At 68.7% G+C, this 22,854-nt stretch carries 20 protein-coding genes; 14 read left to right on the plus strand and 6 right to left on the minus strand.

Annotated features, from left to right (window positions below; all coding sequences use genetic code 11):
- Window positions 1–27: 27 nt before the first annotated feature.
- On the plus strand, window positions 28–873 hold the full coding sequence (locus ABD134_RS04120) for a methyltransferase domain-containing protein (RefSeq protein WP_344226948.1): 846 nt from the start codon (window positions 28–30) through the stop codon (window positions 871–873).
- Window positions 874–918: 45 nt separating this feature from the next.
- On the opposite strand, the gene ABD134_RS04125 is transcribed toward ABD134_RS04120, so the two are convergent.
- A complete protein-coding gene (locus ABD134_RS04125) occupies window positions 919–1,599 on the minus strand; it encodes an MBL fold metallo-hydrolase (RefSeq protein WP_344226950.1) in 681 nt (226 codons plus the stop codon).
- 202 nt (window positions 1,600–1,801) lie between these two features.
- Between ABD134_RS04125 and ABD134_RS04130 the strand changes: the two genes are divergently transcribed.
- The 13 genes from ABD134_RS04130 (at window position 1,802) to secG (ending at window position 16,484) form a co-directional block, all read left to right on the plus strand.
- Window positions 1,802–2,275 (plus strand): GntR family transcriptional regulator, encoded by a 474-nt coding sequence (locus ABD134_RS04130; protein ID WP_344226952.1) that lies wholly within the window; start codon window positions 1,802–1,804, stop codon window positions 2,273–2,275.
- 83 nt (window positions 2,276–2,358) lie between these two features.
- A complete protein-coding gene (gene uvrA / locus ABD134_RS04135; RefSeq protein WP_344227675.1) occupies window positions 2,359–5,352 on the plus strand; it encodes an excinuclease ABC subunit UvrA in 2,994 nt (997 codons plus the stop codon).
- A complete protein-coding gene (locus ABD134_RS04140; RefSeq protein ID WP_344226954.1) occupies window positions 5,349–6,032 on the plus strand; it encodes an HAD hydrolase-like protein in 684 nt (227 codons plus the stop codon). The genes uvrA and ABD134_RS04140 overlap by 4 nt, the downstream gene beginning before the upstream one ends.
- A 77-nt stretch (window positions 6,033–6,109) precedes the next feature.
- A complete protein-coding gene (locus ABD134_RS04145; RefSeq protein ID WP_344226956.1) occupies window positions 6,110–6,823 on the plus strand; it encodes a lysophospholipid acyltransferase family protein in 714 nt (237 codons plus the stop codon).
- Window positions 6,824–6,829: 6 nt separating this feature from the next.
- Window positions 6,830–8,911, plus strand: a complete 2,082-nt coding sequence (gene uvrC / locus ABD134_RS04150; RefSeq protein ID WP_344226958.1) for an excinuclease ABC subunit UvrC — start codon at window positions 6,830–6,832, stop codon at window positions 8,909–8,911.
- Between the two features lie 37 nt (window positions 8,912–8,948).
- Window positions 8,949–9,842, plus strand: a complete 894-nt coding sequence (rapZ, locus tag ABD134_RS04155; RefSeq protein ID WP_344226959.1) for an RNase adapter RapZ — start codon at window positions 8,949–8,951, stop codon at window positions 9,840–9,842.
- A 23-nt stretch (window positions 9,843–9,865) separates the two neighbouring features.
- On the plus strand, window positions 9,866–10,906 hold the full coding sequence (locus ABD134_RS04160) for a gluconeogenesis factor YvcK family protein (protein ID WP_344226961.1): 1,041 nt from the start codon (window positions 9,866–9,868) through the stop codon (window positions 10,904–10,906).
- 77 nt (window positions 10,907–10,983) lie between these two features.
- A complete protein-coding gene (whiA, locus tag ABD134_RS04165) occupies window positions 10,984–11,970 on the plus strand; it encodes a DNA-binding protein WhiA (RefSeq protein ID WP_344226963.1) in 987 nt (328 codons plus the stop codon).
- Window positions 11,971–12,217: 247 nt separating this feature from the next.
- Entirely contained in the window at window positions 12,218–12,841 is a 624-nt protein-coding gene (locus tag ABD134_RS04170; RefSeq protein ID WP_344226965.1) for a superoxide dismutase, read from the plus strand.
- Between the two features lie 107 nt (window positions 12,842–12,948).
- Window positions 12,949–13,962, plus strand: a complete 1,014-nt coding sequence (gene gap, locus ABD134_RS04175) for a type I glyceraldehyde-3-phosphate dehydrogenase (RefSeq protein ID WP_344226967.1) — start codon at window positions 12,949–12,951, stop codon at window positions 13,960–13,962.
- A 53-nt stretch (window positions 13,963–14,015) separates the two neighbouring features.
- Window positions 14,016–15,332, plus strand: coding sequence for a phosphoglycerate kinase (locus ABD134_RS04180; protein ID WP_344226969.1), 1,317 nt, complete (start codon window positions 14,016–14,018; stop codon window positions 15,330–15,332).
- A gap of 2 nt (window positions 15,333–15,334) precedes the next feature.
- On the plus strand, window positions 15,335–16,150 hold the full coding sequence (tpiA, locus tag ABD134_RS04185) for a triose-phosphate isomerase (RefSeq protein ID WP_344226971.1): 816 nt from the start codon (window positions 15,335–15,337) through the stop codon (window positions 16,148–16,150).
- A gap of 82 nt (window positions 16,151–16,232) precedes the next feature.
- Window positions 16,233–16,484 carry a preprotein translocase subunit SecG gene (gene secG / locus ABD134_RS04190; protein ID WP_344226973.1) on the plus strand — a complete coding sequence of 84 codons (252 nt, stop codon included), beginning with the start codon at window positions 16,233–16,235 and terminating at the stop codon, window positions 16,482–16,484.
- A gap of 69 nt (window positions 16,485–16,553) precedes the next feature.
- On the opposite strand, the gene pgl is transcribed toward secG, so the two are convergent.
- The 5 genes from pgl to tal all read right to left on the minus strand — a co-directional run bounded on the left by pgl (window position 16,554) and on the right by tal (window position 22,818).
- Window positions 16,554–17,408, minus strand: a complete 855-nt coding sequence (pgl, locus tag ABD134_RS04195; protein WP_344226975.1) for a 6-phosphogluconolactonase — start codon at window positions 17,406–17,408, stop codon at window positions 16,554–16,556.
- Window positions 17,398–18,339 (minus strand): glucose-6-phosphate dehydrogenase assembly protein OpcA, encoded by a 942-nt coding sequence (locus ABD134_RS04200; protein WP_344226977.1) that lies wholly within the window; start codon window positions 18,337–18,339, stop codon window positions 17,398–17,400. Before ABD134_RS04200 ends, pgl begins: the two co-directional genes overlap by 11 nt.
- Window positions 18,339–19,943, minus strand: coding sequence for a glucose-6-phosphate dehydrogenase (zwf, locus tag ABD134_RS04205; protein ID WP_378108360.1), 1,605 nt, complete (start codon window positions 19,941–19,943; stop codon window positions 18,339–18,341). Before zwf ends, ABD134_RS04200 begins: the two co-directional genes overlap by 1 nt.
- A complete protein-coding gene (locus ABD134_RS04210; protein ID WP_344226979.1) occupies window positions 19,933–21,612 on the minus strand; it encodes a glucose-6-phosphate isomerase in 1,680 nt (559 codons plus the stop codon). The genes zwf and ABD134_RS04210 overlap by 11 nt, the downstream gene beginning before the upstream one ends.
- A gap of 84 nt (window positions 21,613–21,696) precedes the next feature.
- Entirely contained in the window at window positions 21,697–22,818 is a 1,122-nt protein-coding gene (gene tal, locus ABD134_RS04215; RefSeq protein WP_344226981.1) for a transaldolase, read from the minus strand.
- Window positions 22,819–22,854 lie beyond the last annotated feature (36 nt).

A 22,854-nucleotide genomic window follows, 5' to 3' on the forward strand; every position in this document is an offset into this window, starting at 1 on the left:
CCGCCGGGGACGCGCTAGCGTGGGGGCATGCAGGACTTCACCTGGGATCCCCAGCAGTACACCGTCTTCGCCGACCGCCGGGCCAGGCCGTTCCGCGACCTCACGGCGCGGGTCCGGGCCACGGATCCGAAGGTCGTGGTGGACTTGGGCTGTGGCCCCGGCACCATGACGCGGACCCTGGCGGAGCGCTGGCCGGGCGCCCGCGTGATCGGCCTCGACTCCTCGGCGGACATGGTGGCCTCGGCCCAGCAGATGGCCGCGGAGTCGGAAGCGCCCGCCAATCTGGAGTTCGACCAGGTGGATGCCGAGCGCTGGGCGCCGGACGCCGACGTTGATGTCATCGTGTCCAACGCCATGCTGCAGTGGATTCCGGACCATCGGCAGCTGGTGCGCGGTTGGCTCGAGGCTCTGAAGCCGGGAGCCTGGTTCGCGGTGCAGGTTCCCGGCAATTTCGCCGCCCCCTCACATGCGACCATCGCGGAGATGTCCCGCCGCCCCGAGTTCGAGGACGCACTGGAGGGCGTGGTGGAACGGGAGTCGGTCTACACCACGGACGAGTACCTGGAGACCCTGATCGGAGCGGGATTCGAGGCGGATATCTGGGAGACCACCTACAGTCAGCCCCTCAGCGGACCGGATCCGGTGTACGACTGGGTCCGCGGCGCCGCCCTCCGCCCCTCGCTGCAGCGGCTGGAGGCCGCCGACCGGCGTGATGGGTCCAACCTCCAGGAGCGGTACATCGAGGAGTACCGGCGGATCATGCGCGAGTCCTACCCCACCTACACCACGCCCGAGGGGGTCCGGCTGACGGACTACCCGTTCCGCCGCATCTTCATCGTGGGTGTGAAGAACGACCTCTCGCCCAGCATCTGAGCCGAGCTCCGCGGCGGTGACGCACAGGTCGCCGCCGCCTCCGGCCTACCAGCCGCGTGCTCGCCAGTCCCCGAGGTGGGGGCGTTCCGTGCCGAGGGTGGTCGCGCCGCCATGGCCGGGATGGACGATCATGTCATCCGGATACTGCTCGAACAGCCGCTCCACCACGTCCGTGAACAGTGAGTCGAAGCGGTGCGGGTCCTGCTGGGTGTTCCCCACGCCCCCCGGGAACAGGCTGTCACCCGAGAAGCAGAGCGGCGGGCCGTCCTCCGGCTCGTAGACCAGCGCCACGGAACCCGGGGTGTGCCCTCGGAGCCCGACGACGGCCAGCGAGATTCCGTCGAATGTCGCCGTATCGCCGTGGTTCAGCAGGACCTTCGCGGACACGCCGGTCTCCTGCTCGATGGCGTCGGCATCGTCCACGCCGGCCGCGGTCGGAACCCCGGTGGACTCCACCACCTCGGCCAGGGCCCGAATATGGTCCCAGTGCTGGTGGGTCGTGATGATCACGGCCAGCTTGAGCTCACAGGGGGTGTCGTCCTTCGCCGACTGCAGCAGCTCGCTGACGGCGACGGCGTCGTCCGCAGCATCGATCAGCACCTGGGTCCCGGACGTCTTCGAGGTGAGGACGTACACGTTGTTCGCCATGTCGGAGACCGACCGTTGGCGGACCGTCACCCGGGGCAGATCGTGCAGCAACCGGATGGGGGAGGTGGATGAAGGCATGAGCCATAGTCTAAGGACGTTGACCGCCACCGGGGCAAGCCCCATCCGGGGGTCAAGTCCCGATCTCCGCGGCTGCATCCCCTCTGGGCCGCCCCGCGTCTGGGCGCGGACCACCCCGCACCCCGCGCACCGAGCTCCGATAAGGTGTCTGGACACACAGACACGGGACAGGGCACGGACCAGTCAAGGACACGGGGGACACATGGCGGCACGGGGCGCATCAGGCCAGCCGAAGGATCCGGCGCAGCCGAAGGATCCATCGGGGGGCATACCGCCGGCGAAGTCCCCAGCCACGCCGGTCCCGGCGTGGCTGGTCAGCGCCCTGGCCATCAATACCGGCTCAACCGTACCGCCCTATGAGCAGGTGCGGACCGGACTGCTCGACCTCATCCACCGCAAGAGGCTACCGGTCGGCAGCAAACTACCCACGGTGCGTGCACTCGCGTCGGCGTTGGGCGTGGCCGCGAACACGGTGGCCCGCGCGTACAAGGAACTGGAGCAGGCCGCCGTCGTGACCGCCCGGCCCCGGCTGGGGACCGTGGTGGCGCAGGGCAATGACACGGCGGAGTCCGAACTCGCTGCCGCGGCGGCCGCCTATGCCCAGGTGGCTCGTACCCTGGGGTACGGTCCGCGTGAGGCCACGCGGCAACTCGAGGCCGTCTTCCCGGTCTCCTGACGGAGAATTCGCTCAGGGCCGAGGGTTCGAAGAGGTGTTCGAAGCCTCTCTGCCATACAGTGGATTCCGTGCCGAAATCCCTCATGAACCCTGACTCCGATACGGTTCCCGCCACGTCCGCGTCCTCCTCGTCCAGCAACTCCCGCGGTCTCGCCTCCGGCCCCGCAGGTGGAGCGCACCGCCACGATCCGGACCGGATCGTGGTCAAGGGTGCCCGGGAGCACAACCTGAAGAACGTTGACCTGGACATCCCGCGCGATGCACTGGTCGTCTTCACCGGACTGTCCGGTTCGGGCAAGTCCTCCCTCGCCTTTGACACGATCTTCGCGGAGGGCCAGCGCCGCTATGTGGAATCGCTGTCCTCCTATGCGCGCATGTTCCTCGGCCGCGTGGACAAGCCCTCCGTGGATTTCATCGAGGGACTGTCCCCGGCGGTCTCGATCGACCAGAAGTCCACGAACCGCAACCCGCGTTCCACCGTCGGGACCATCACCGAGGTCTATGACTACATGCGCCTGCTGTGGGCACGTATCGGCATCCCGCACTGCCCCGAGTGCGGCGAGCCGGCCAGTCGGCAGTCGCCACAGCAGATCGTGGATCAGCTCAGCGAGCTGCCCGCCAAGACCCGCTTTCAGGTGCTCGCCCCCGTGGCCCGGGGCCGCAAGGGCGAATTCGTGGACGTCTTCACCGACCTCGCCACGCAGGGTTTCTCCCGGGCGATCGTGGACGGCGAACTCGTCCAACTGTCCGACCCACCGAAGCTGAAGAAGCAGGTCAAGCACACCATCGCCGTGGTGGTGGACCGCCTGGCCATGAAGGACGGCATCCGCCAGCGGCTCACCGACTCCGTCGAGACCGCTCTGAACCTGGCAGATGGCCTCGTGGTCGTCGACTTCGTGGACGTGGACGCCGCCGTGGACCCGGCCAAGGCCAACGCGGGAGAATGGGACGCCTTCGACGCGGAGGGGACGCCCAAGTACCGGTCGTTCTCGGAGAAGCTGTCCTGCCCCAACGGCCACCAGCTGTCCATCGACGAGATCGAGCCCCGCTCCTTCTCCTTCAACAACCCCTTCGGCGCGTGCACGGTCTGCACCGGCATCGGCACCAAGCTGGAGGTCGACGAGGACCTGGTGGTCCCGGACCAGGACAAGACCCTCCTGGAGGGTGCGATCGCCCCCTGGTCGATCGGCAAGTCGACGTCTGAGTACTGGCAACGGTTGCTCTCCGGTCTGGCCAGCGAGGTCGGCTTCGGCATGGACGTGCCGTGGAAGGATCTGCCCGCCGCCGCCCGCAAGGCCGTCCTGCACGGCAAGGACTTCAAGGTCGAGGTGTCCTACCGCAACCGCTTCGGCCGCGAACGTCGGTACACCACCGGCTTCGAGGGGGTCATCGACTACATCCACCGCAAGCACCTCGAGACCGAATCGGACCACGCCCGGGACCGCTACGAGTCCTACATGCGCCAGATCCCCTGTGCGGCCTGCAACGGCACCCGCCTGAACCCGACCTCACTGTCCGTGACCGTCGGCGGGAAGTCCATCTCCGAGACCACGGTCCTTCCGATGCAGGACGCCATCGACTTCTTCGAGCAGCTTGAGCTGTCCGAACGGGATGTGCAGATCGCCGACCAGGTCCTCAAGGAGATCCTGGCCCGCCTGCACTTCATGCTGGACGTGGGCCTCAACTACCTGAACCTGGAGCGGCCGGCCGGAACGCTGTCCGGCGGCGAGGCCCAGCGTATCCGCCTGGCCACCCAGATCGGTTCCGGGCTCGTCGGGGTGCTCTACGTCCTGGACGAGCCGTCCATCGGTCTGCACCAGCGGGACAACCGGCGGCTCATCGAGACCCTGCTACGGCTCCGGGACCTCGGCAACACCCTGATCGTGGTGGAGCATGACGAGGACACGATCGCCGAGGCCGACTGGATCGTCGACATCGGCCCCAGGGCCGGTGAGCACGGCGGGGAGGTGGTTCACTCAGGCTCCCTCGAGGGCCTGAAGGCGAACGAACGTTCGCTGACCGGTGACTACCTGGCCGGGCGGCGTGAGATCGCCCTGCCTGAGCAGCGCCGTCCTCTGGACAAGAACCGGAAGGTCACCGTGGTCGGGGCGCGGGAGAACAACCTGAAGGACGTCACCGTCGACTTCCCGCTCGGTGTGCTGACCGCCGTGACCGGCGTGTCCGGGTCCGGGAAGTCCACTCTGGTGAACGAGATCCTCTACAAGGTCCTCGCCAATCAACTCAACCATGCCAAACACGTCCCCGGACGGCACAAGCGGGTCAACGGGCTGGACCAGCTGGACAAGGTCGTGCACGTGGACCAGAGCCCGATCGGCCGCACTCCGCGCTCCAACCCGGCCACGTACACCGGCGTGTTCGACACCATCCGGAAGCTTTTCGCGGACACGCAGGAGGCCAAGGTCCGCGGCTACCAGCCCGGACGTTTCTCCTTCAACATCAAGGGCGGCCGCTGCGAGGCGTGCTCCGGTGACGGCACCCTGAAGATCGAGATGAACTTCCTGCCGGACGTCTACGTCCCCTGCGAGGTGTGTCACGGCGCCCGGTACAACCGGGAGACCCTCGAGGTGCACTACAAGGGCAAGAACATCGCCGAGGTCCTCCAGATGCCGATCGACGAGGCGGCGGACTTCTTCTCCGCCTACACCAAGATCTCGCGCTATCTCAACACACTGGTGGACGTCGGGCTCGGTTACGTCAAGCTCGGCCAGCCCGCCACCACCCTTTCCGGTGGCGAGGCGCAGCGCGTCAAGCTCGCGGCGGAGCTCCAGAAGCGCTCGAACGGCCGGACCATCTACGTGCTGGACGAACCCACCACCGGTCTGCACTTCGAAGACATCCGCAAGCTGCTGGGCGTGTTGCAGTCCCTCGTGGAGAAGGGCAACACGGTGATCACGATCGAGCACAACCTGGACGTCATCAAGTCGGCCGACCACGTGATCGATCTCGGTCCCGAGGGCGGCTCCGGCGGCGGCAGCATCGTCGCCGTCGGCACCCCGGAACAGGTCGCCCGGATCGGGGCCAGCCACACCGGTCAGTTCCTCGCGGAGATCCTATGACCACGGCAGGCACTGCAATTCTCTTCGACCTGGACGGAACGCTGGTGGACCCTGCGGGGGCCATCACCGGGGGCATCGCCGCCGCCCTGGAGCGTCACGGGCTCCCCGTGCCCGGCCCGGACCACCTCGCGTCACTCGTGGGGCCGCCGTTGCAGGAGAGCCTGGCGTCCCTCGAGGGCGTCACGGCGGAGAACATGCCCTCGGTGATCCGGGACTATCGGGCCGGTTACCTGAGCCACGGTATGGCGGCCAGCACCGTCTACCCCGGTGTCCGCGACGCCCTCGAGAGCCTGGGGACTGACCACCGGCTGGTGGTCGCGACCTCCAAGCCCAGATCACTCGCGCGCCAGCTGCTGCGCGTCCAGGACCTTGACCACCTCTTCGCGGCTGTCTGCGGATCGAACGACGACGAGACAGCACCGCTGCCACCGCACGGCACCAAGGTGCAGGCGATGGCCGAGGCCCTGGCCGCCGTCGGGCATCCGGAGCGCGCCGTGATGGTGGGGGACCGGCATTTCGACCTGGCCGGGGCCGCCCACCACGGGATCCCGGGCGTCGGAGTGCTCTGGGGCTTCGGCAGTCGGAACGAGCTGGAGGAAGCCGGGGCCACGGTCCTGTGTGAGGGCGCGGGCGACTTGCCGGAGCACTGCCGAGCACTGGTGACCGCGGCCCGGCTCTGACCCGGGCACTATGATGGACCCGGTCCGCAGGAGCATCCGGGACACTCAGCTCTGTCGATTCCACTGAGAGGACGGTCATGGCGACCAATGAAGCCGTGCGCACGGGGATCCGTGCCCTGGTCAAGGTCACCTGCCGGCCGACCATCAGCGGCCTGGAGAACGTGCCGGAGTCCGGTGGGTTCATCGTGGCCAGCAATCACCTGTCCTTCTTCGACTCCGTGATCCTTCAGGCTGTCATGCCGCGCATGGTGCACTTCTTCGCCAAGGCCGAGTACTTCACCCAACCCGGCGTCAAGGGCAAGGTGATGAAGGGCTTCTTCGACTCCGTGGGATCAATTCCCGTCGAACGCGGTGAGATGGCCGCCTCCGTGGCGGCCCTGGAGTTGCTCGTGGGCCATGTGGAGGCCGGCTCGGGCGTTGGCATCTACCCCGAGGGCACCCGCAGCCGGGACGGCCGCCTCTACAAGGGCCGCACCGGTGTCGGCTGGCTGGCCCTGGCCACGGGTGTGCCGGTGGTGCCCGTCGGGCTGCGGGGCACCGATCGCCTCCAGCCCCCCGGTTCGAACCGGTTCACGCCGCATCGCTTCTCCCTGACCATCGGTCAGCCGCTGCAATTCGATCACCTCGGCACCAAGCACCCGCTGCCGCCCCGGCGGCAGGCGACAGCGGAGATCATGGACGCCATCGCGGCCCTCTCGGGCCAAGAACGCGCGGCCACCTACAACGAACCGGTCTCGGGCAACACCTCCGGCGCTCACGCCGGACAGAACCCGACGCCTGCCCAGGACTGAGGCGCCATGGCTGATCCGGCCAGCTACCGCCCAAGGACCGGTGAGGTGCCCACCTCGCCGGGGGTGTACCGCTTCCGCGATCCGGACGGGCGCGTCATCTACGTGGGCAAGGCCAAGAACCTGCGGTCTCGACTGGCCTCCTACTTCCAGGATCCCAACGGGCTGCATCCCAAGACCCGGGCGATGGTGTTCACCGCTGCCTCGGTGGAGTGGACCGTGGTCGGTTCTGAGCTGGAGGCCCTGCAGCTCGAGTACACGTGGATCAAGCAGTACACGCCGCGATTCAACATCATGTACCGGGATGACAAGTCCTACCCGTACCTCGCCGTGACGATGAACGAGAAGTACCCACGAGTCCAGGTCATGCGTGGGGACAAGCGCAAGGGCGTCAAGTACTTCGGCCCCTTCCACCCGGCCAAGGCCATCCGCGAGACCGTGGACCTGATGCTCCGCGTCTTCCCGGTCCGGACCTGCTCCTCTGGCGTCTTCCGCCGGGCCGAGCTCTCGGGCCGCCCCTGCCTGATGGGCTACATCGACAAGTGCGCCGCCCCGTGCGTGGACCGCATCAGCCAGGCGGGGCACCGGCAGCTCGCGCAGGACTTCTGCGATTTCATGGCCGGGGACGCCCAGAAGTACATCCGCCGGCTCGAGACCCAGATGAACGAGGCTGTGGCGGATCTGCGCTATGAGGACGCCGCGCGGCGCCGGGACGACATCGCAGCCTTGAAGCGGGTGTTCGAGCGCAATGCCGTGGTCCTCTCGGAGTCCACGGAGGCGGACATCTTCGCCTTCGCCGACGACGAGCTCGAGGCTGCCGTCCAGGTGTTCCACGTCCGAGACGGGCGCATCCGCGGTCAGCGTGGCTGGGTGGTCGAGAAGGTCGAGGACGTCTCGGGCGCCACCATGGTGGAGCAGCTGCTCGAGCAGGTCTACGGCTCGCTCGAGGACACCAGCCGCATCCCACGCGAGGTCCTCGTGCCCGAGCTGCCGGACAACGCCGACCAGGTGGCCGCTCTCCTGTCCGGCATGCGAGGTGCCCAGGTGAGCTTGCGGGTGCCACAACGCGGTGACAAGAGGTCCCTGATGGAGACCGTCAAGGAGAACGCCGTACTCGCCCTGCGGGTGCACAAGACGCGCCGCTCCGGAGACCTGACCACCCGCTCCGCCGCCCTGCGCGAGCTCCAGGACGCCCTCGAACTGCCCGAACCGTTGCTGCGGATCGAGTGCTATGACATCTCCCACGTGTCCGGGACCAACGTGGTCGGCTCCATGGTGGTGGTCGAGGACGGGATGCCGAAGAAGGCCGACTACCGCAAGTTCAGCGTGACAGGGGACGCCGCCCGGGATGACACCGCCGCCATGCGCAACGTCCTCACCCGCCGATTCCGCCACTATCTGGAGGATCAGGAACGCAGCGGCACATTTGCCACCGGGGAGATCGCTCTGGAACCGGACCCGATGGATCCGGCAGTCCTGGATGATCCAGCTGATCAGACGGGTCACATCGGAGCGGCCGAGGGTCCGGCAGGGGTGCCCGCGGCCGGCCCGTCGTCGCGCCGTTTCGCCTATCCGCCTTCCCTCGTGGTGGTCGACGGCGGCCCCCCACAGGTGGCCTCGGCCGTCCAGGCCCTGGCGGACCTCGGCATCACCGACCTGCCCGTGGTCGGTCTCGCCAAGCGGCTCGAGGAACTGTGGCTGCCCGGCGAGGAATTCCCGCTCGTGCTCCCGCGTGCCTCCCAAGGGCTCTACATGCTGCAGCGGATCCGCGATGAGTCCCACCGCTTCGCCATCACCTTCCACCGGGAGAAACGTGGCAAGTCCATGGTGTCCTCTGCACTGGACGGCATCGAGGGTCTGGGCCCGGCCAAACAGAAAGTCCTGCTGAAGCACTTCGGCTCGGTCAAGCGAATCCGTGCCGCCAGCGTGGATCAGCTGCAGGAGGCCCGGGGCATCGGCCCGGCCCTGGCGGCCACCGTCCATGCGGCGCTGCACCCGAATTCCCCGGTGACCAGCGAGACTGCCGGCGAGACTGCAGTCGACCGGGTGACGCAGGGCGTCAACCTCACCACCGGGGAGATCTTGGACTGAGCGACGTGGCCGGGGTGAATCTGGGTAGTCTGGAGGTATGAGCGACGGACTGACCCCGGTGAAACCACCCACCTCTGAAGTCCTCATCGTCACCGGCATGTCCGGGGCAGGACGGACCACCGCCGCTCACGCGCTGGAAGACCATGGTTGGTACGTGGTGGAGAACATCCCGCCACAGCTCTTCATCACCCTGACGGACCTGGTGGGCCGTTCCCCGGAGGCGATCCCGCGGCTGGCGCTCGTGGTGGACGTGCGGTCGAAAGAGCTCTTCAAGGACATCCAGGAGGCCCTGGGGCAGTTGCGTGCCCAGGGCGTCAACTACCGGGTGCTCTTCCTGGACGCCAGTGACGAGCTGCTGGTGCGCCGTTTCGAGTCGGCCCGCCGACCGCACCCGCTGCAGGGTTCCGGCCGCATCCCGGACGGGATCGCCGCCGAACGCCTACTCCTGCGGGAACTGAAGGAAGAGGCAGAGATCGTGGTGGACACCACCACGAAGAACGTGCACTCGCTGGCCACCACCATCACAGAGCTGTTCACCGAGTCCGGCCCCATCGTGCTGCGCCTGAACGTCATGAGCTTCGGCTTCAAATACGGGCTCCCCCAGGACGCGAACTTCATGGCCGACGTCCGGTTCCTGCCCAACCCGCACTGGGTCCCCGAGCTGCGTCCCTTCACGGGCCAGGACACCGCGGTCTCCGATTTCGTGCTGCAGCAACAGGGTGCCAGCGAATTCGTGGACCACTATCTCGAGGCGCTGGTGCCCGTCCTGGACGGTTACCGCCGGGAGAACAAGCACTACGCCACCTTCGCCATCGGCTGCACGGGCGGCAAACACCGCTCCGTGGCCGTGGCCGAGGAGCTGGGCCACCGGCTGAGCCAGCAACCGCGCGTCACGGTCAATGTGCACCACCGGGACCTGGGCCGGGAATGAGTGGGATGGCGGGGATGCCGGGCATGAGCAGCAATTTCACGGGCCAGTTGCCCCTGGCGCCCAGTTCCGTTCCGGCGCCGGGCCAGCCGGCCGGCACGTACGACCCCACCCTGCGTGTCACGGCGCTCGGTGGCGGCCACGGGTTGTCCGCCACACTGCGGGCCCTGCGGCTCATCGCTGGAGAGATCACGGCCGTGGTCACGGTGGCTGATGACGGAGGATCCTCGGGCCGCATCCGCCGGGAGATGGACGTGCTGCCGCCCGGTGACCTGCGGATGGCTCTGGCCGCCCTGTGTGATGACACTGACTGGGGGCGGACCTGGCGCGATGTCATGCAGCACCGGTTCACCTCCAAGGAGGGCACCGAGGCCACCCTGGACAACCACTCCCTGGGCAACCTGTTGATCGTGGCCCTATGGGAGCTGCTCGGCGACCCGGTGGGCGGACTGCGCTGGGCCGGGGCCCTGTTGGGTGCCCGCGGCCAGGTGCTGCCCATGTCCACCGTTCCGTTGATGATCTCAGGTGCCGTGCTGTCCGAGAACGAGAAGGGCGAGCTGGTCCGGCGGACCGTGACCGGCCAGTCCTCGCTGGCCGCCGCGGGGAAGAACACGAGGGTCTCCCACATCCGGCTTGAACCGGAGAGCGCCCCGGCGTGTGAGGAGTCCATGGAGGCCATCGAGCTCTCCGACTGGGTCGTGCTCGGTCCTGGTTCCTGGTATACCTCCGTCCTGCCGCACCTGCTGCTGCCCGAGCTGCGGGACGCCCTGGTCCGCACTCCGGCGCGGAAGGCGCTCGTGATGAATCTCACCACGGACACCGCGGAAACCTCGGGCATGAACGCGGCGGACCACCTGGAGGTCATCCATCACTACGCGCCCGATCTGCGGTTGGACGTCGTCATAGCAGACCAGGACGCGGTGCAGGACGCCCAAGGGTTCGTGGATGCGGCCGAGCGTCTGGGGGCCGCGGTCCTGTTTAGTAGGGTTGGTGCCGGTTCGGGGACCCCGATCCATGACCCACTGCGTCTGGCCTTGGCCTTCCAGGAGGCCTTCAAAGGCTCCTGATACGGTCATCGTCGTCCGTCACGCCCACCGGTATGGCGGCTCCACCAGTACAACCGAGAGATGTGAGGCGAGACGCCATGGCGTTGACTGCGGCGGTGAAAGAGGAATTGGCCCATCACGGGATCAAGAGCTCTTCCGAACGGAAGGCCGAGGTCTCGGCCATGCTGCGCTTCGCCGGGGGACTGCACATCATCTCCGGCCGGATCGTCATCGAGGCCGAGTTGGACCAGGCCGCCACCGCCCGCCGCCTCCGGACCGCCATCGCCGAGGTCTACGGCCACGGCAGCGAGATCATCGTCGTGTCCGGCGGCAACCTGCGTAAGGGCAGCCGCTACGTCATCCGGGTCATCCGTGATGGCGAGTCCCTGGCCCGGCAAACCGGCCTGTTGGACGTTCGCGGCCGCCCTGTGCGTGGCCTGCCCCCCATGATCGTCAACGGTTCCGTCGCCGACGCCGAGGCTGTGTGGCGCGGAGCCTTCCTGGCCCACGGGTCGCTGACCGAGCCGGGCCGCTCATCCTCCCTGGAGGTGACGTGCCCCGGTTCCGAGGCCGCCCTGGCGCTGGTGGGGTCCGCCCGCCGACTCGGCATCGCCGCCAAGGCCAGGGAGGTCCGCGGTGTGGACCGCGTGGTCATCCGTGACGGAGACGCCATCTCGGCCCTGCTGACCCGGATGGGGGCACATGACACTGTGCTGGTGTGGGAGGAGCGCCGCACCCGCAAGGAGGTCCGAGCCACGGCGAACCGGCTGGCCAACTTCGATGACGCCAACCTGCGCCGTTCGGCCCAGGCCGCCGTCGCCGCCGGAGCACGGGTGGAACGGGCTCTGGACATCCTCGGGGACGAGGTCCCGGACCACCTCAAGTACGCCGGGCAGCTGCGCGTGGACCACAAGCAGGCGTCCCTGGACGAGCTCGGCCGGCTGGCCGACCCGCCCATGACCAAGGACGCCATCGCCGGCCGGATCCGCCGGCTGCTGGCCATGGCGGACAAGCGGGCCATCGAGGAGGGCCTGCCCGGGACCGATGCGGCCCTGCCGTCGGACTCGGCCGACCACGACGCCTGACGCGACCTCTGAGTTTCCCTGGGCCACGCTCTGCGTCGGTGCTGCGATGACCACACGGCACCTGGCCTGCAGCTGGCCTGCAACTGGCCTGCGACTTTCCGGCGGCTGAACATTCCGGCTCTGAGCGGAACCGGTGGCCAACGCCCCCACAGGGGTGCTTAGGATGGGAAGCAAGGTCTCCTGACGGGGGCCAGACACCAGGGCCCGGCACCCCGGGCCCTGGATACATGTCCATCAAGGAGGAAACATGGCTGAATTCACCCTGCCGGAACTTGATTATGACTACAGCGCGCTGGAGCCGCACATCTCGGCGAAGATCATGGAGCTGCACCACTCCAAGCACCACGCCACGTACGTGAAGGGTGCCAACACCGCCCTCGAGAAGCTGGCCGCCGCCCGCGAGGCCGGCGACTTCGGCACCGTCAACCAGTTCTCCAAGGACCTGGCGTTCAACCTGGGTGGGCACACCAACCACTCCATCTTCTGGAAGAACCTGTCTCCGAACGGCGGGGACAAGCCGGAGGGCGAACTGGCCGCCGCGATCGACGAGTACTTCGGCTCCTTCGACAAGTTCCAGGCCCACTTCACCGCCGCCGCGCTGGGCATCCAGGGCTCCGGCTGGGCCGTACTGGCCTACGAGCCGATCGGTGGCAACCTGGTCATCGAGCAGTTCTACGACCAGCAGAACGGCGTCCCCGTGGCCACCATCCCGCTGTTCCAGCTGGACATGTGGGAGCACGCCTTCTACCTCGACTACCAGAACGTCAAGGCGGACTACGTCAAGGCCATCTGGAACATCGTGAACTGGGCGGACGTCTCGGCCCGCTTCGAGGCAGCCCGCGCCGGTGCCTCCAAGCTCATCACCCCCTGAACCAGGTGACCCGTTGACGGGCCGGCCGGCCATTGCGGTCGGCCGGCCCGCTTCGTGTCCTCAGACAACACTTCTCACCCCACTCCGTCCGATCGAAAGGCACCACCGTGAGTACCGCAACCAGGATCGCCATCAACGGATTCGGCCGCATCGGCCGCAACGCACTGCGTGTCATCGAACAGGAGGGCCACGATCTCGAGCTGGTGGCCGTGAACGACCTCGCGGACGTCGAGGACCTGCTGTACCTCGTCAAGTACGACACGATCCTGGGTCGCTACCCGCACGGGATCGAACTCGTGGACGGCGACCTGGTCGCCAACGGCAAGACCATCCGGGTCTTCTCGGAAGAGGACCCGTCGAAGCTGCCCTGGGACGAGCTCGGGGTGGACATCGTCGTCGAGTGCACCGGTCACTTCACCGACGCCGAGGGTGCCCGCAAGCACCTGGAGGCCGGCGCCCGCAAGGTCGTGCTCTCGGCCCCCGGCAAGGGGGTGGACGGCACCTTCGTGATGGGCGTGAACGACTCCTCCTATGACCCGGCCATGGACATCATCTCCGCGGCCTCCTGCACCACGAACTGCCTGGCCCCCATGGCCAAGGTCCTCCACGACTCCTTCGGGATCGTGGACGGCATCATGACCACCATCCACGCGTACACCGGTGACCAGAACCTGCATGACGGGCCGCACCCCAAGGACCGCCGCCGCGCCCGTGCCGCCGCCCAGAACATGGTCCCCACCTCCACCGGCGCGGCCAAGGCCATCGGTGAGGTGATCCCCTCACTGAAGGGCAAGCTGGACGGTTTCGCCATGCGGGTGCCCACGATCACCGGCTCCGCCACGGACCTCACCGTCGAACTGGCGCGGGAGGCCTCGATCGATGAGGTCAACGCGGCCTTCCATGCCGCGGCGCAGACCCCCGAGCTGCAGGGCCGCCTGGTCTACAACGTGGACCCGATCACCTCCTCGGACATCATCACCTCGCCGGCGGCCTGCACCTTCGACGCCCCGCTGACCAAGTCGATCGGCAAGACTGTCAAGATCATCGGCTGGTATGACAATGAATGGGGGTACACCTGCCAGTTGATGGACCTGACCTCCATGGTCGCCTCTAAGCTGTAGTCCGGGTTCGTATCCCGCCCACCCCCGTTCCACCACCCCGGAAGGCCCTGTGCATGACCGCCAAGACCCTTGACGACCTGCTGGAGGCAGGAGTGGCAGGACGCCACGTCCTCGTCCGCTCCGACCTCAACGTCCCGCTGGAGGACGGCGCCGTGGCCGACGACGGTCGTATCCGCGCCTCCCTGCCGGTCATCACCGCGCTGGCCGACGCCGGCGCACGCGTGGTCGTCATGGCCCACCTCGGGCGCCCGAAGGGCACGGCGGACCCGGCCTTCTCCCTGAGGCCCGCGGCCGAGCGGATGGCCGAGCTGGCCGGTCGTGAGGTGCGCCTGGCCGCGGACGTCACGGGCGCCTCGGCCCGTGAGGAGTCGGCGAACCTGCCCGACGGCGGCATCCTCCTCCTCGAGAACGTCCGGTTCGATCCCCGCGAGACCTCCAAGGACGATGCCGAGCGTGCCGCGCTGGCCGCCGAGATGGCGGCGCTGACCGGTGGCAGAGTCTCGTCCGAGTCAGCTCCTGCGACTCTGGGAGCCTATGTGGATGACGCCTTCGGCGCCGTGCACCGCCGGCACGCCTCGGTGTATGACATCGCCGGTCTGCTGCCGTCCTACCAGGGCGGCCTCGTCTTCCGGGAGCTGGACGTGCTCTCCCGCCTGACCGGCGAGCCGGACCGCCCCTACGTGGTGGTTCTCGGCGGTTCCAAGGTCTCGGACAAGCTGGCGGTGATCGACAACCTGATGGACCGCGCGGACACCCTGCTGATCGGGGGCGGGATGCTGTTCACCTTCCTCAAGGCCCAGGGCCATGAGGTCGGTGCCTCCCTGCTGGAGGAGGACCAGATCCCCGTCGTCACCGACTACCTGGAGCGCGCCGAGAAGGGCGGTTGCCGGATCGTCCTGCCCACGGACATCGTCATGGCCTCGGCGTTCGCCGCCGACGCCGAGCATGAGGTCCTGCCCGTGGAGGCCTTGACGTCCGGGGCCCACGGTGCCGCGGCCCTGGGCCTGGACATCGGACCCGAGACGCGCGTGGCGTTCAGCGAGGAGATCCGCCGAGCCGAGACCGTGTTCTGGAACGGGCCGATGGGTGTCTTCGAGTTCGAGGCCTTCGCCCATGGCACCCGCACGGTGGCCCAGTCCCTGACCGAGTCCACCGGACTGACCGTGGTGGGTGGCGGTGACTCGGCGGCCGCTGTGCGCGCCCTGGGCTTCGACGACGCGCAGTTCGGCCACATCTCCACCGGTGGGGGTGCCTCCCTGGAGTACCTCGAGGGCAAGTCCCTGCCGGGTGTCGACGCCCTGGAGCACTCGGCCACGGACCACGGCACGGACCACGGTGCAGGTCATGACGCGGCGCGGGCAGGTGCCTGAGGATGACCTCGAAAACCAACGGCGTCTATGACCGCACCCCGCTCATCGCGGGGAACTGGAAGATGAACCTGGACCACCAGCAGGCCGTCACCCTTGTACAGAAACTGACCTGGATCCTCACGGATGCGGACCACGACTTCGAGAAGGTCGAAGTGGCGGTGTTCCCACCCTTCACGGATCTGCGCAGCGTCCAGACCCTCGTGGCGGGGGACCGGCTGCCCCTGGTGTACGGGGCCCAGGACGTCTCGGCAGAGGATTCCGGTGCGTTCACCGGCGAGATCTCGGCACAGTTCCTGTCCAAGCTGGGGTGCCGCTACGTCCTGGTCGGCCACTCCGAGCGGCGCACGCTGCACGGCGAGGACGACGCCGTGTCCCACCGCAAGCTCACCGCAGCCCTGCGGCATGGCCTCACGCCCGTCCTGTGCGTGGGGGAAGGGCTGGATGTCCGGCAGGACGGTCATCACGTGGAGCACACCCTGGCCCAGCTCCGGGGAGCGCTCGATGGCCTGTCCACCGAGCAGGTCACCGACATGGTGGTGGCCTACGAGCCCGTGTGGGCCATCGGCACCGGCGAGGTGGCCGGTCCGGATGACGCCCAGCAGATGTGCGCCGCCCTGCGCACCGACGTCGCCTCCCGGTATGGTGAGGAGGCCGCCGTGGGCCTTCGCCTGCTGTACGGCGGATCCGTCAAGTCCTCGAACGCGGCCTCCATCCTGCGGGAGAAGGACGTGGACGGCCTCCTCGTGGGTGGCGCCAGCCTGGACGAGGCCGAGTTTGCTAGCATAGTCAGGTTCGAGCATCACCTGCTGACCGACTGATTCCGGCTGTCCGGCTTTGGTCGGATGGCGCAGAAGTACCCGAACGGGCCGGTGACGGCCTCCCGCCAATGGAAAGAGTGACGTGGACGTCCTGACCCTCATCCTGCAGATCGCCCTGGCCGCCGTCAGCGTCCTGCTGGTCCTGCTGATTCTGCTGCACAAGGGCCGCGGCGGCGGTATGTCCGATATGTTCGGCGGCGGCGTGACCTCCTCGCTGGGAGCCTCCGGCGTGGCCGAGAAGAACCTGAACCGCATCACCATCACCCTGGGCCTGACCTGGGGCGCGATCGTGGTGGCCCTCGGCCTGATCATGCGGTTCTCGCAAGACTTCTAATCCGTCCTGGACGGGCGGGCCGGACAGGATACGTGGCGCAGGACCAGCCCGGCGAGTCAACCCATCGGATCAGTCCTGGCCGGCCGCCGCCCCGTCCAACCACCAGACAGTCGCATCCCGACCTGAGACCACCGAGGCCGGCCAACGGGCCGCGTCGGTGGTCTCGTCGTCTCGGGCGCGCCTAACCTCTGCGACGGCCTCGGCCTTGTCCGCACCGGCCACCACGAACCAGAGCCGCTCGGCCGTGTTGAGCGCATCCACGGTCAACGAAAGCCGCCGCGGCGGCGGCTTGGGGGAGTCCTCCACGGCAATCACCGTCGCTCCGCGGGCCAGGGGGCCGGGCAGGCCCGGGAACAGGCTGGCGATATGGGCATCCGGCCCCACGCCCAGCATCACCACATCGAAGACCGGCAGGCGGTCGTCCGGCCCCGGGTCCACGCGCGCCTGGGCGGCGAGTTCGGACGCGTAGGCCTCCGCCGCCGTCGTGATCGACTGCGTCATGGGCAGCATCGTCGCCGCCCCCGCTGTCCTGGCAGCAGAGGGCATCCGGTGGATGTTCGCGGCGGGCATCCCGTGTCTGGCCGTCAGCTCCTGGAGGAGGGCCTCCTCGGCCTGCTGCTCGTTGCGGTCCGGGTCCCCGGCGGGCAGGAAACGCTCATCACCCCACCACAGGTGCACCCGGGACCAATCCGGCATGCGCAGATCCGGGCTACGGAGACCGGCCGAAGACTCGGCGACGTTCGAGGCAGACGACACCAGGTCCGAGAGCGCCGCCAGGATCCCCGTGCCGGTCCCGCCACCGGTGAGGACGGCCGAGGCCGCACCCCGGTCACGGACACCGTCAGCAAGGATTCTGAGCAGCTCACCGGCGGCATCATGGCAGAGCGACTCGCGGTCGGAGAACAGGCGGGTTTCATCGGTCACTGGGCAACACCGCTTTCAGATCGGTCAGGGGCAGTCCGTTGACCACCACATCGCCGAAGACCTCGTCCGGATCCAGTCGGCGCAACTCCTCGGCCAGGCAGTCCTGGTCGCTGCGCCGTGGCAGGGAGATGTGCTGGATCGGGCGGCCCTGCTGGTACAGGGACGCCACGTCACCGGCGGGCCGGGACAACACCACATCGCCCTGCTGGCGCCGCAGCCGCACGGAGCGCATGCCCTGGCCGGCCTTCGAGTGGGCCATGGTGACGGGGACACCGAGGCATCGGGTGAGCCAGGCGGCCAGCAGCATCGTGGAGGGGGAGTCCTCGGCTCCGTCCACCGTGACGGAGAGGATCTCAGCGGGATCCAACCCGTCCAGGATCGCGGCCAGCTGGATGCGCCATCCGGTCAGCCGGGTCCAGGACAGGTCGGTGTCCCCGGCCCGGTAGGTCTGGCGCAGATGCATCAGGGCCCGCCGCGGCGAGGGGGCCGTGGCCGTGTCAGTGATGCGGCGGTGGGCGATCCGCCCCAGGGCCGAGTCGGCCGGAATCACCGGGGCGGAATGGGGCCACCAGACCACGATGGGGGCGTCCGGCAGCAGCAGGGCGCCGACGAGCGACTCGGACTCCTCCGCATTGGAGCCGGAGCCGTGGAGGATGACCACGTCGGAGGCCCCGGCGTCACCGCCCACCCGGATCTCAGCATCTAGCCGGGTGGGCGCGGCGGCGTCCCCGCCGGCCAGCACGATGATCCGGCAGGGGTGCTCGCGGCTGGCCAGGTTGGCGGCCACGATGGCCTCTTCGGCATGGTCCGGCGAGGTGGAGATGATCAGCGTCAGCACCCGGCCGAGCGCGACGACGCCCCCGGCCTCGCGCAGGCGGTTCATCTCCTTGGCGACCTGGGATGTGGTGGTGTCCTGGACCTCGATGATCATCAGGGCCTCCTCCAGACGCGGCCGTCACGGGCCACGAGCTCGTCGGCGCTCTTCGGTCCCCAGCTGCCAGGGGCGTATGGCTCCGGCTGCCCGGCCAGGGACTCCCAGTACTCCTCGAACGGGTCGAGGATGGCCCAGGAGAGCTCCACCTCGGCCTGGCGGGGGAACAGGGGTGGTTCGCCGAGCAGCACATCGAGGATCAGCCGCTCATAGGCCTCCGGGCTGTCCTCGGTGAAGGCATGGCCGTAGCCGAAGTCCATGGTCACGTCCCGGACCTCCTGCTGGGTCCCGGGGACCTTGGAGGCGAAGCGGATGGTGACGCCCTCGTCCGGCTGCACACGGATGACGATGGTGTTCTGGCCGAACTCGTCCTCACCGTGTCCGGGGAACAGCAGGTTCGGGGCGCGCTTGAGCACCACGGCGATCTCGGTGACTCGGCGGCCCAGCCGTTTGCCGGCACGCAGGTAGAACGGCACCCCGTCCCAGCGCCGAGTGCGGATGCCCAGCTTCAGGGCGGCGTAGGTCTCGGTGGTGGACTCCGGGTTGAAGCCCTCCTCCTCGAGGAAGCCGGTCACCTTCTCCCCGCCCTGCCAGCCACCGGTGTACTGACCGCGCGCCGACGCGGCGCCCAGGCCGGCGTCGTCCGCGGGGACCTCGACGGCAGCCAGGACCTTCTCCTTTTCCGTACGCAGGTGGTCCGCGTCGAAGGAGATGGGCTCCTCCATGGCGGTCAGGGCCAGCAGCTGCAGCAGGTGGTTCTGGATGACGTCGCGGGCTGCGCCCACCCCGTCGTAGTAGCCGGCGCGGCCGCCGATGCCGATGTCCTCGGCCATGGTGATCTGCACGTGGTCCACGTGGTTGGAATTCCACACGGGTTCGAACAGGCGGTTGGCGAAGCGCAGCGCCAGGATGTTCTGGACGGTCTCCTTGCCGAGGTAGTGGTCGATCCGGAAGACGGCATCCGGGACGAACACCTGCTCGATCACGTCGTTGAGCTCCCGGGCGCTGGCCAGGTCGTGACCGAAGGGCTTCTCGATGACCACTCGGCGCCATGGACGCCCCGAGGAGCCGGCCTGGGCGGGGGAGGGCCGCGTGCCGGCGTCGTGGTGGCGGCCGGCGAGGCCGTGGTCGGCGAGCTGCTGGCTGACCTCCTCGAACCAGTCGGGGGGGATGGACAGGTAGAACACGGTGTTGCCGGCGGTGCCTCGGGAGACCTCGAGGTCAGCCAGTGTCCCGTGGAGGTCCTCGTAGGCCGCGGCGTCGTCGAAGCCGCCGGAGACGAAGCGGAAGCCACCGCGCAGCTGATTCCAGACGGTGTCGTTCCAGCCGGTCCGAGCCGAGGCCTCCACGGATTCGCGCACATACGCCGTGAACTCCTCGTCGCTCCAGTCGCGCCGGCCGAAGCCGACCAGGGAGAAGCCGGGTGGGAGCAGCCCGCGGTTGGCGAGGTCGTAGATCGCCGGCAGCAGCTTCTTGCGGGCCAGGTCTCCGGTGACGCCGAACAGGACGAGTGCGGAGGGACCCGCGATCCGGGTCAGCCGCCGGTCTCGAGGGTCGCGCAGGGGATTGGCCGGGCGCGCTCCGGTCAACGACTCAGGCACCATCGGATCCCTGCGTGCCGTGCGCCGCCCGGAGGAGCTGGCCGATGCCGTCTGTGCGCTCGGTCAGGTGCAGCCGCACCACAGGCCGGCCGTGCTCGCGCAGCACCGAGGCGTCCCCGGCGGCCTGGGCGGCCAGCAGCTGGCCGAAGGTGAAGGGGCGGCCCGGGATGTCCAGGTCCAGGTCCGAATCTGCGGTGATCTGCAGGAACACTCCCTCGGGCGTGCCGCCCTTGTGGTACTGACCGGTCGAGTGCAGGAACCGAGGGCCCCAGCCGAAGGTGACCGGGCGGCCGGACAGCGTGGCCAGGGCTGCGCGCAGGACCTCCAGCTCGGGGTAGCCCACGCGGTCCAGGTACGCCTGGACGGCCAGGTAGCCGTGGGCGGGCACCAGCCGCGCGACGGCGGCCAGCACCGGCCCGAGGTCGTCCGGGGTCCCGCCGTGGCCGTCCACTACGTCCGCCGGCCCGGTGACCTCGACAGCCCCGATCACGGTGTCCGGCCGCTCCGCCGAGGGCGTGGCGGCCAGCAGGCCACGGGCCGCGGTCTTCGCCGCCTCGACGTCCGGTTGATCGAACGGGTTGATCCCGAGGATGCGGCCGGCCACCGCCGTGGCGAACTCCCACAGGAGCAGTTGGGCCCCGAGGGATCCGAAGACCTCCACGGCGTGCTCGGAGCGGGACGGCGGGACACTGCCGGATGGGTCGGACGCGTCCGGTTCCTCCCGGTCCTCGGGGTCGGCCACCAGGCGGACCTGCAGGAGGTCGTCGGCGGCGGAGACAGTCTCCGGGTCGCCGGCGTCCACGACCACGGGCAGCACACCGGTGCCGTCCTTACCCGTGGACTCGGCGACGAGCTGCTCGGCCCATCCGCCGAAGCCGATCAGCCCGGAGTCCTCGTCGGAGAAGATCAGCTTGTTGCGCAGCGGTACGGTGCCCGCCAGGGCGGCACCGAGCTGGAGGCCGGGGTTGCCCGGGTCGTCGGTGGCGAGGACTTCGCAGGTCTCCTCCGCGTCGTCGAGCAGGGTGGCGATGTCCACCCCGGCCAGACCGGTGGGCACCAGGCCGAAGGCGGTGAGGGCGGAGTAACGACCTCCGACGGTGGGATCCGCGGTGAAGACCCGCCGGTAGCCGGCCTCGCGGGCAGACTGCTCGAGCGGGGAGCCCGGGTCCGTCACCACGACGATCCGAGAGGCGGCGTCGAGGCCGGCGTCGTTGAAGGCCTGTTCGAAGACCTGCCGCTGAGAGTCGGTCTCCACCGTGGAACCGGACTTGGAGGACACCACCAGGACTGTATCCACCAATCCGGCCGCCAGGACGTTGCCCACCATCTCGGGGTCGGTGGAGTCGAGCACGGTGAGCGGACGTCCCTCGGTGGCGGCGACCACCTCGGGGGCCAGGGAGGACCCGCCCATGCCGGCGAGGACCACGCGGGTGATGCCCTCGGCTGTCAGCTCGGCGCGCAGGCCCTCGATCTGTGACACCAGTTCCCGCGAGTCCTCGAAGAGGTCTATCCACCCGAGGCGCTGGGATGCCTCCGCCTCCGCGGCCGGACCCCACAGCGTGTGGTCCTTGCTGTCCAGTCGACTGGCGACACGCTCGTCCACCAAGGCCGGGACGTGCCGGTCGATCGCCGCGAGGGCGGCGCCGGTGGCCTGCAATCCGAGTGAGCTCATGTCAGTCTCCTGGGTCGTGCGGGGAGGAATTCAGGAATTGGTCAAGCCGTGATCACGAGGCGATCTGGCCGCGGTCGATGGACGTCAGCGGTTCGCGGAGTCCACGAGCGCGGTGCGCACGGTCTCCAGCAGTTCGCTCCAGCTGGTCACGAACTTCTCGACACCCTCGGCCTCGAGGACGGCCACCACGTCGTTGTAGTCGACGCCGGCATGGGCGATCGCGTCCAGCACACGGTCCGCTTCCTCGTAGCTCTCCGTGATGGTGTCACCGGTGACCTCACCGTGGTCGGCCAGGGCCTCCAGGGTCTTCTCCGGCATGGTGTTGACGGTTCCCGGTGCCACCAGGCCGGTGACGTAGAGCGTGTCCGGCAGCGCCGGGTCCTTTGTCCCGGTGGAGGCCCAGAGCGGACGCTGCGGGCGGGCACCGGCCGCCTCCAGGACGCGCCAGCGCTCCGTGTCCAGGGTCTCGGTGAAGATGCGGTAGGCGAGGCGGGCGTTGGCGAGGCCCGCCTGCCCCGTCAGCTCGGCGGCACCCTCGGCCGTGGACTCGGCGAGTCGTCGGTCCACCTCGGTGTCCACCCGGGAGACGAAGAAGCTGGCGACGGAGTGCAGGGTGGACAGGTCGATCCCGGCGGCATGCGCCTGCTCCAGGCCGAGCAGCCAGGCGTTGAGCACCTCGCGGTAACGGGTCAGCGAGAAGATCAGGGTGACGTTGACACTCAGCCCCTGGGCGAGGGTCTCCGTGATGGCCGGCAGGCCCTCTTCTGTGGCGGGGATCTTGATCAGCACGTTGGGACGGTCCACGGCCTGGGCCAGCTGGCCCGCCTCGGCAACGGTCTTCTCGGCGTCCCGGGCGGACCGGGGATCGACCTCGATGGACACCCTGCCGTCCACGCCGTTGGACGCCTGGTAGACGGGCGTGAAGAGGTCACATGCCGCCTGGACGTCCCGGGTGGTGAGCTCGAAGACGGCCCGGTCCAGTGCAGCTCCGTCGCCGGCCAACTGCGCCAACTGCTCCGCATAGGCCTCCCCGTTCTTCAGGGCGGTGGCAAAGATCGAGGGGTTGGTGGTCACGCCGGTGACAGTCCGCGTCTCGATCAACTCGGCGAGGTTGCCCGTGGCGATCCGCTCACGGGACAGATCGTCGAGCCAGATGGACACACCGGCCTCGGCCAGTGCACGGGTGTTCGGGTTCTGTTCGGTCATCGTGTGCTCCGTACGTCTGGGGGGGTGCTTTGCGTG

The organism is Citricoccus alkalitolerans (genome assembly GCF_039528175.1).
GTDB classification, from domain to species: Bacteria; Actinomycetota; Actinomycetes; order Actinomycetales; family Micrococcaceae; genus Citricoccus; species Citricoccus alkalitolerans.

Coding starts and splice junctions, on each gene's coding strand:
- uvrA (WP_344227675.1), top strand. CDS start 2,359: ATGAACCCTGACTCCGATACGGTTCCCGCCACGTCCGCGTCCTCCTCG.
- tpiA (WP_344226971.1), top strand. CDS start 15,335: ATGACCTCGAAAACCAACGGCGTCTATGACCGCACCCCGCTCATCGCG.
- ABD134_RS04170 (WP_344226965.1), top strand. CDS start 12,218: ATGGCTGAATTCACCCTGCCGGAACTTGATTATGACTACAGCGCGCTG.
- whiA (WP_344226963.1), top strand. CDS start 10,984: ATGGCGTTGACTGCGGCGGTGAAAGAGGAATTGGCCCATCACGGGATC.
- ABD134_RS04200 (WP_344226977.1), bottom strand. CDS start 18,339: ATGATCATCGAGGTCCAGGACACCACCACATCCCAGGTCGCCAAGGAG.
- ABD134_RS04130 (WP_344226952.1), top strand. CDS start 1,802: ATGGCGGCACGGGGCGCATCAGGCCAGCCGAAGGATCCGGCGCAGCCG.
- ABD134_RS04120 (WP_344226948.1), top strand. CDS start 28: ATGCAGGACTTCACCTGGGATCCCCAGCAGTACACCGTCTTCGCCGAC.
- tal (WP_344226981.1), bottom strand. CDS start 22,818: ATGACCGAACAGAACCCGAACACCCGTGCACTGGCCGAGGCCGGTGTG.
- rapZ (WP_344226959.1), top strand. CDS start 8,949: ATGAGCGACGGACTGACCCCGGTGAAACCACCCACCTCTGAAGTCCTC.
- ABD134_RS04145 (WP_344226956.1), top strand. CDS start 6,110: ATGGCGACCAATGAAGCCGTGCGCACGGGGATCCGTGCCCTGGTCAAG.
- ABD134_RS04210 (WP_344226979.1), bottom strand. CDS start 21,612: ATGAGCTCACTCGGATTGCAGGCCACCGGCGCCGCCCTCGCGGCGATC.
- ABD134_RS04180 (WP_344226969.1), top strand. CDS start 14,016: ATGACCGCCAAGACCCTTGACGACCTGCTGGAGGCAGGAGTGGCAGGA.
- uvrC (WP_344226958.1), top strand. CDS start 6,830: ATGGCTGATCCGGCCAGCTACCGCCCAAGGACCGGTGAGGTGCCCACC.
- ABD134_RS04125 (WP_344226950.1), bottom strand. CDS start 1,599: ATGCCTTCATCCACCTCCCCCATCCGGTTGCTGCACGATCTGCCCCGG.
- ABD134_RS04160 (WP_344226961.1), top strand. CDS start 9,866: ATGAGCAGCAATTTCACGGGCCAGTTGCCCCTGGCGCCCAGTTCCGTT.
- zwf (WP_378108360.1), bottom strand. CDS start 19,943: ATGGTGCCTGAGTCGTTGACCGGAGCGCGCCCGGCCAATCCCCTGCGC.
- ABD134_RS04140 (WP_344226954.1), top strand. CDS start 5,349: ATGACCACGGCAGGCACTGCAATTCTCTTCGACCTGGACGGAACGCTG.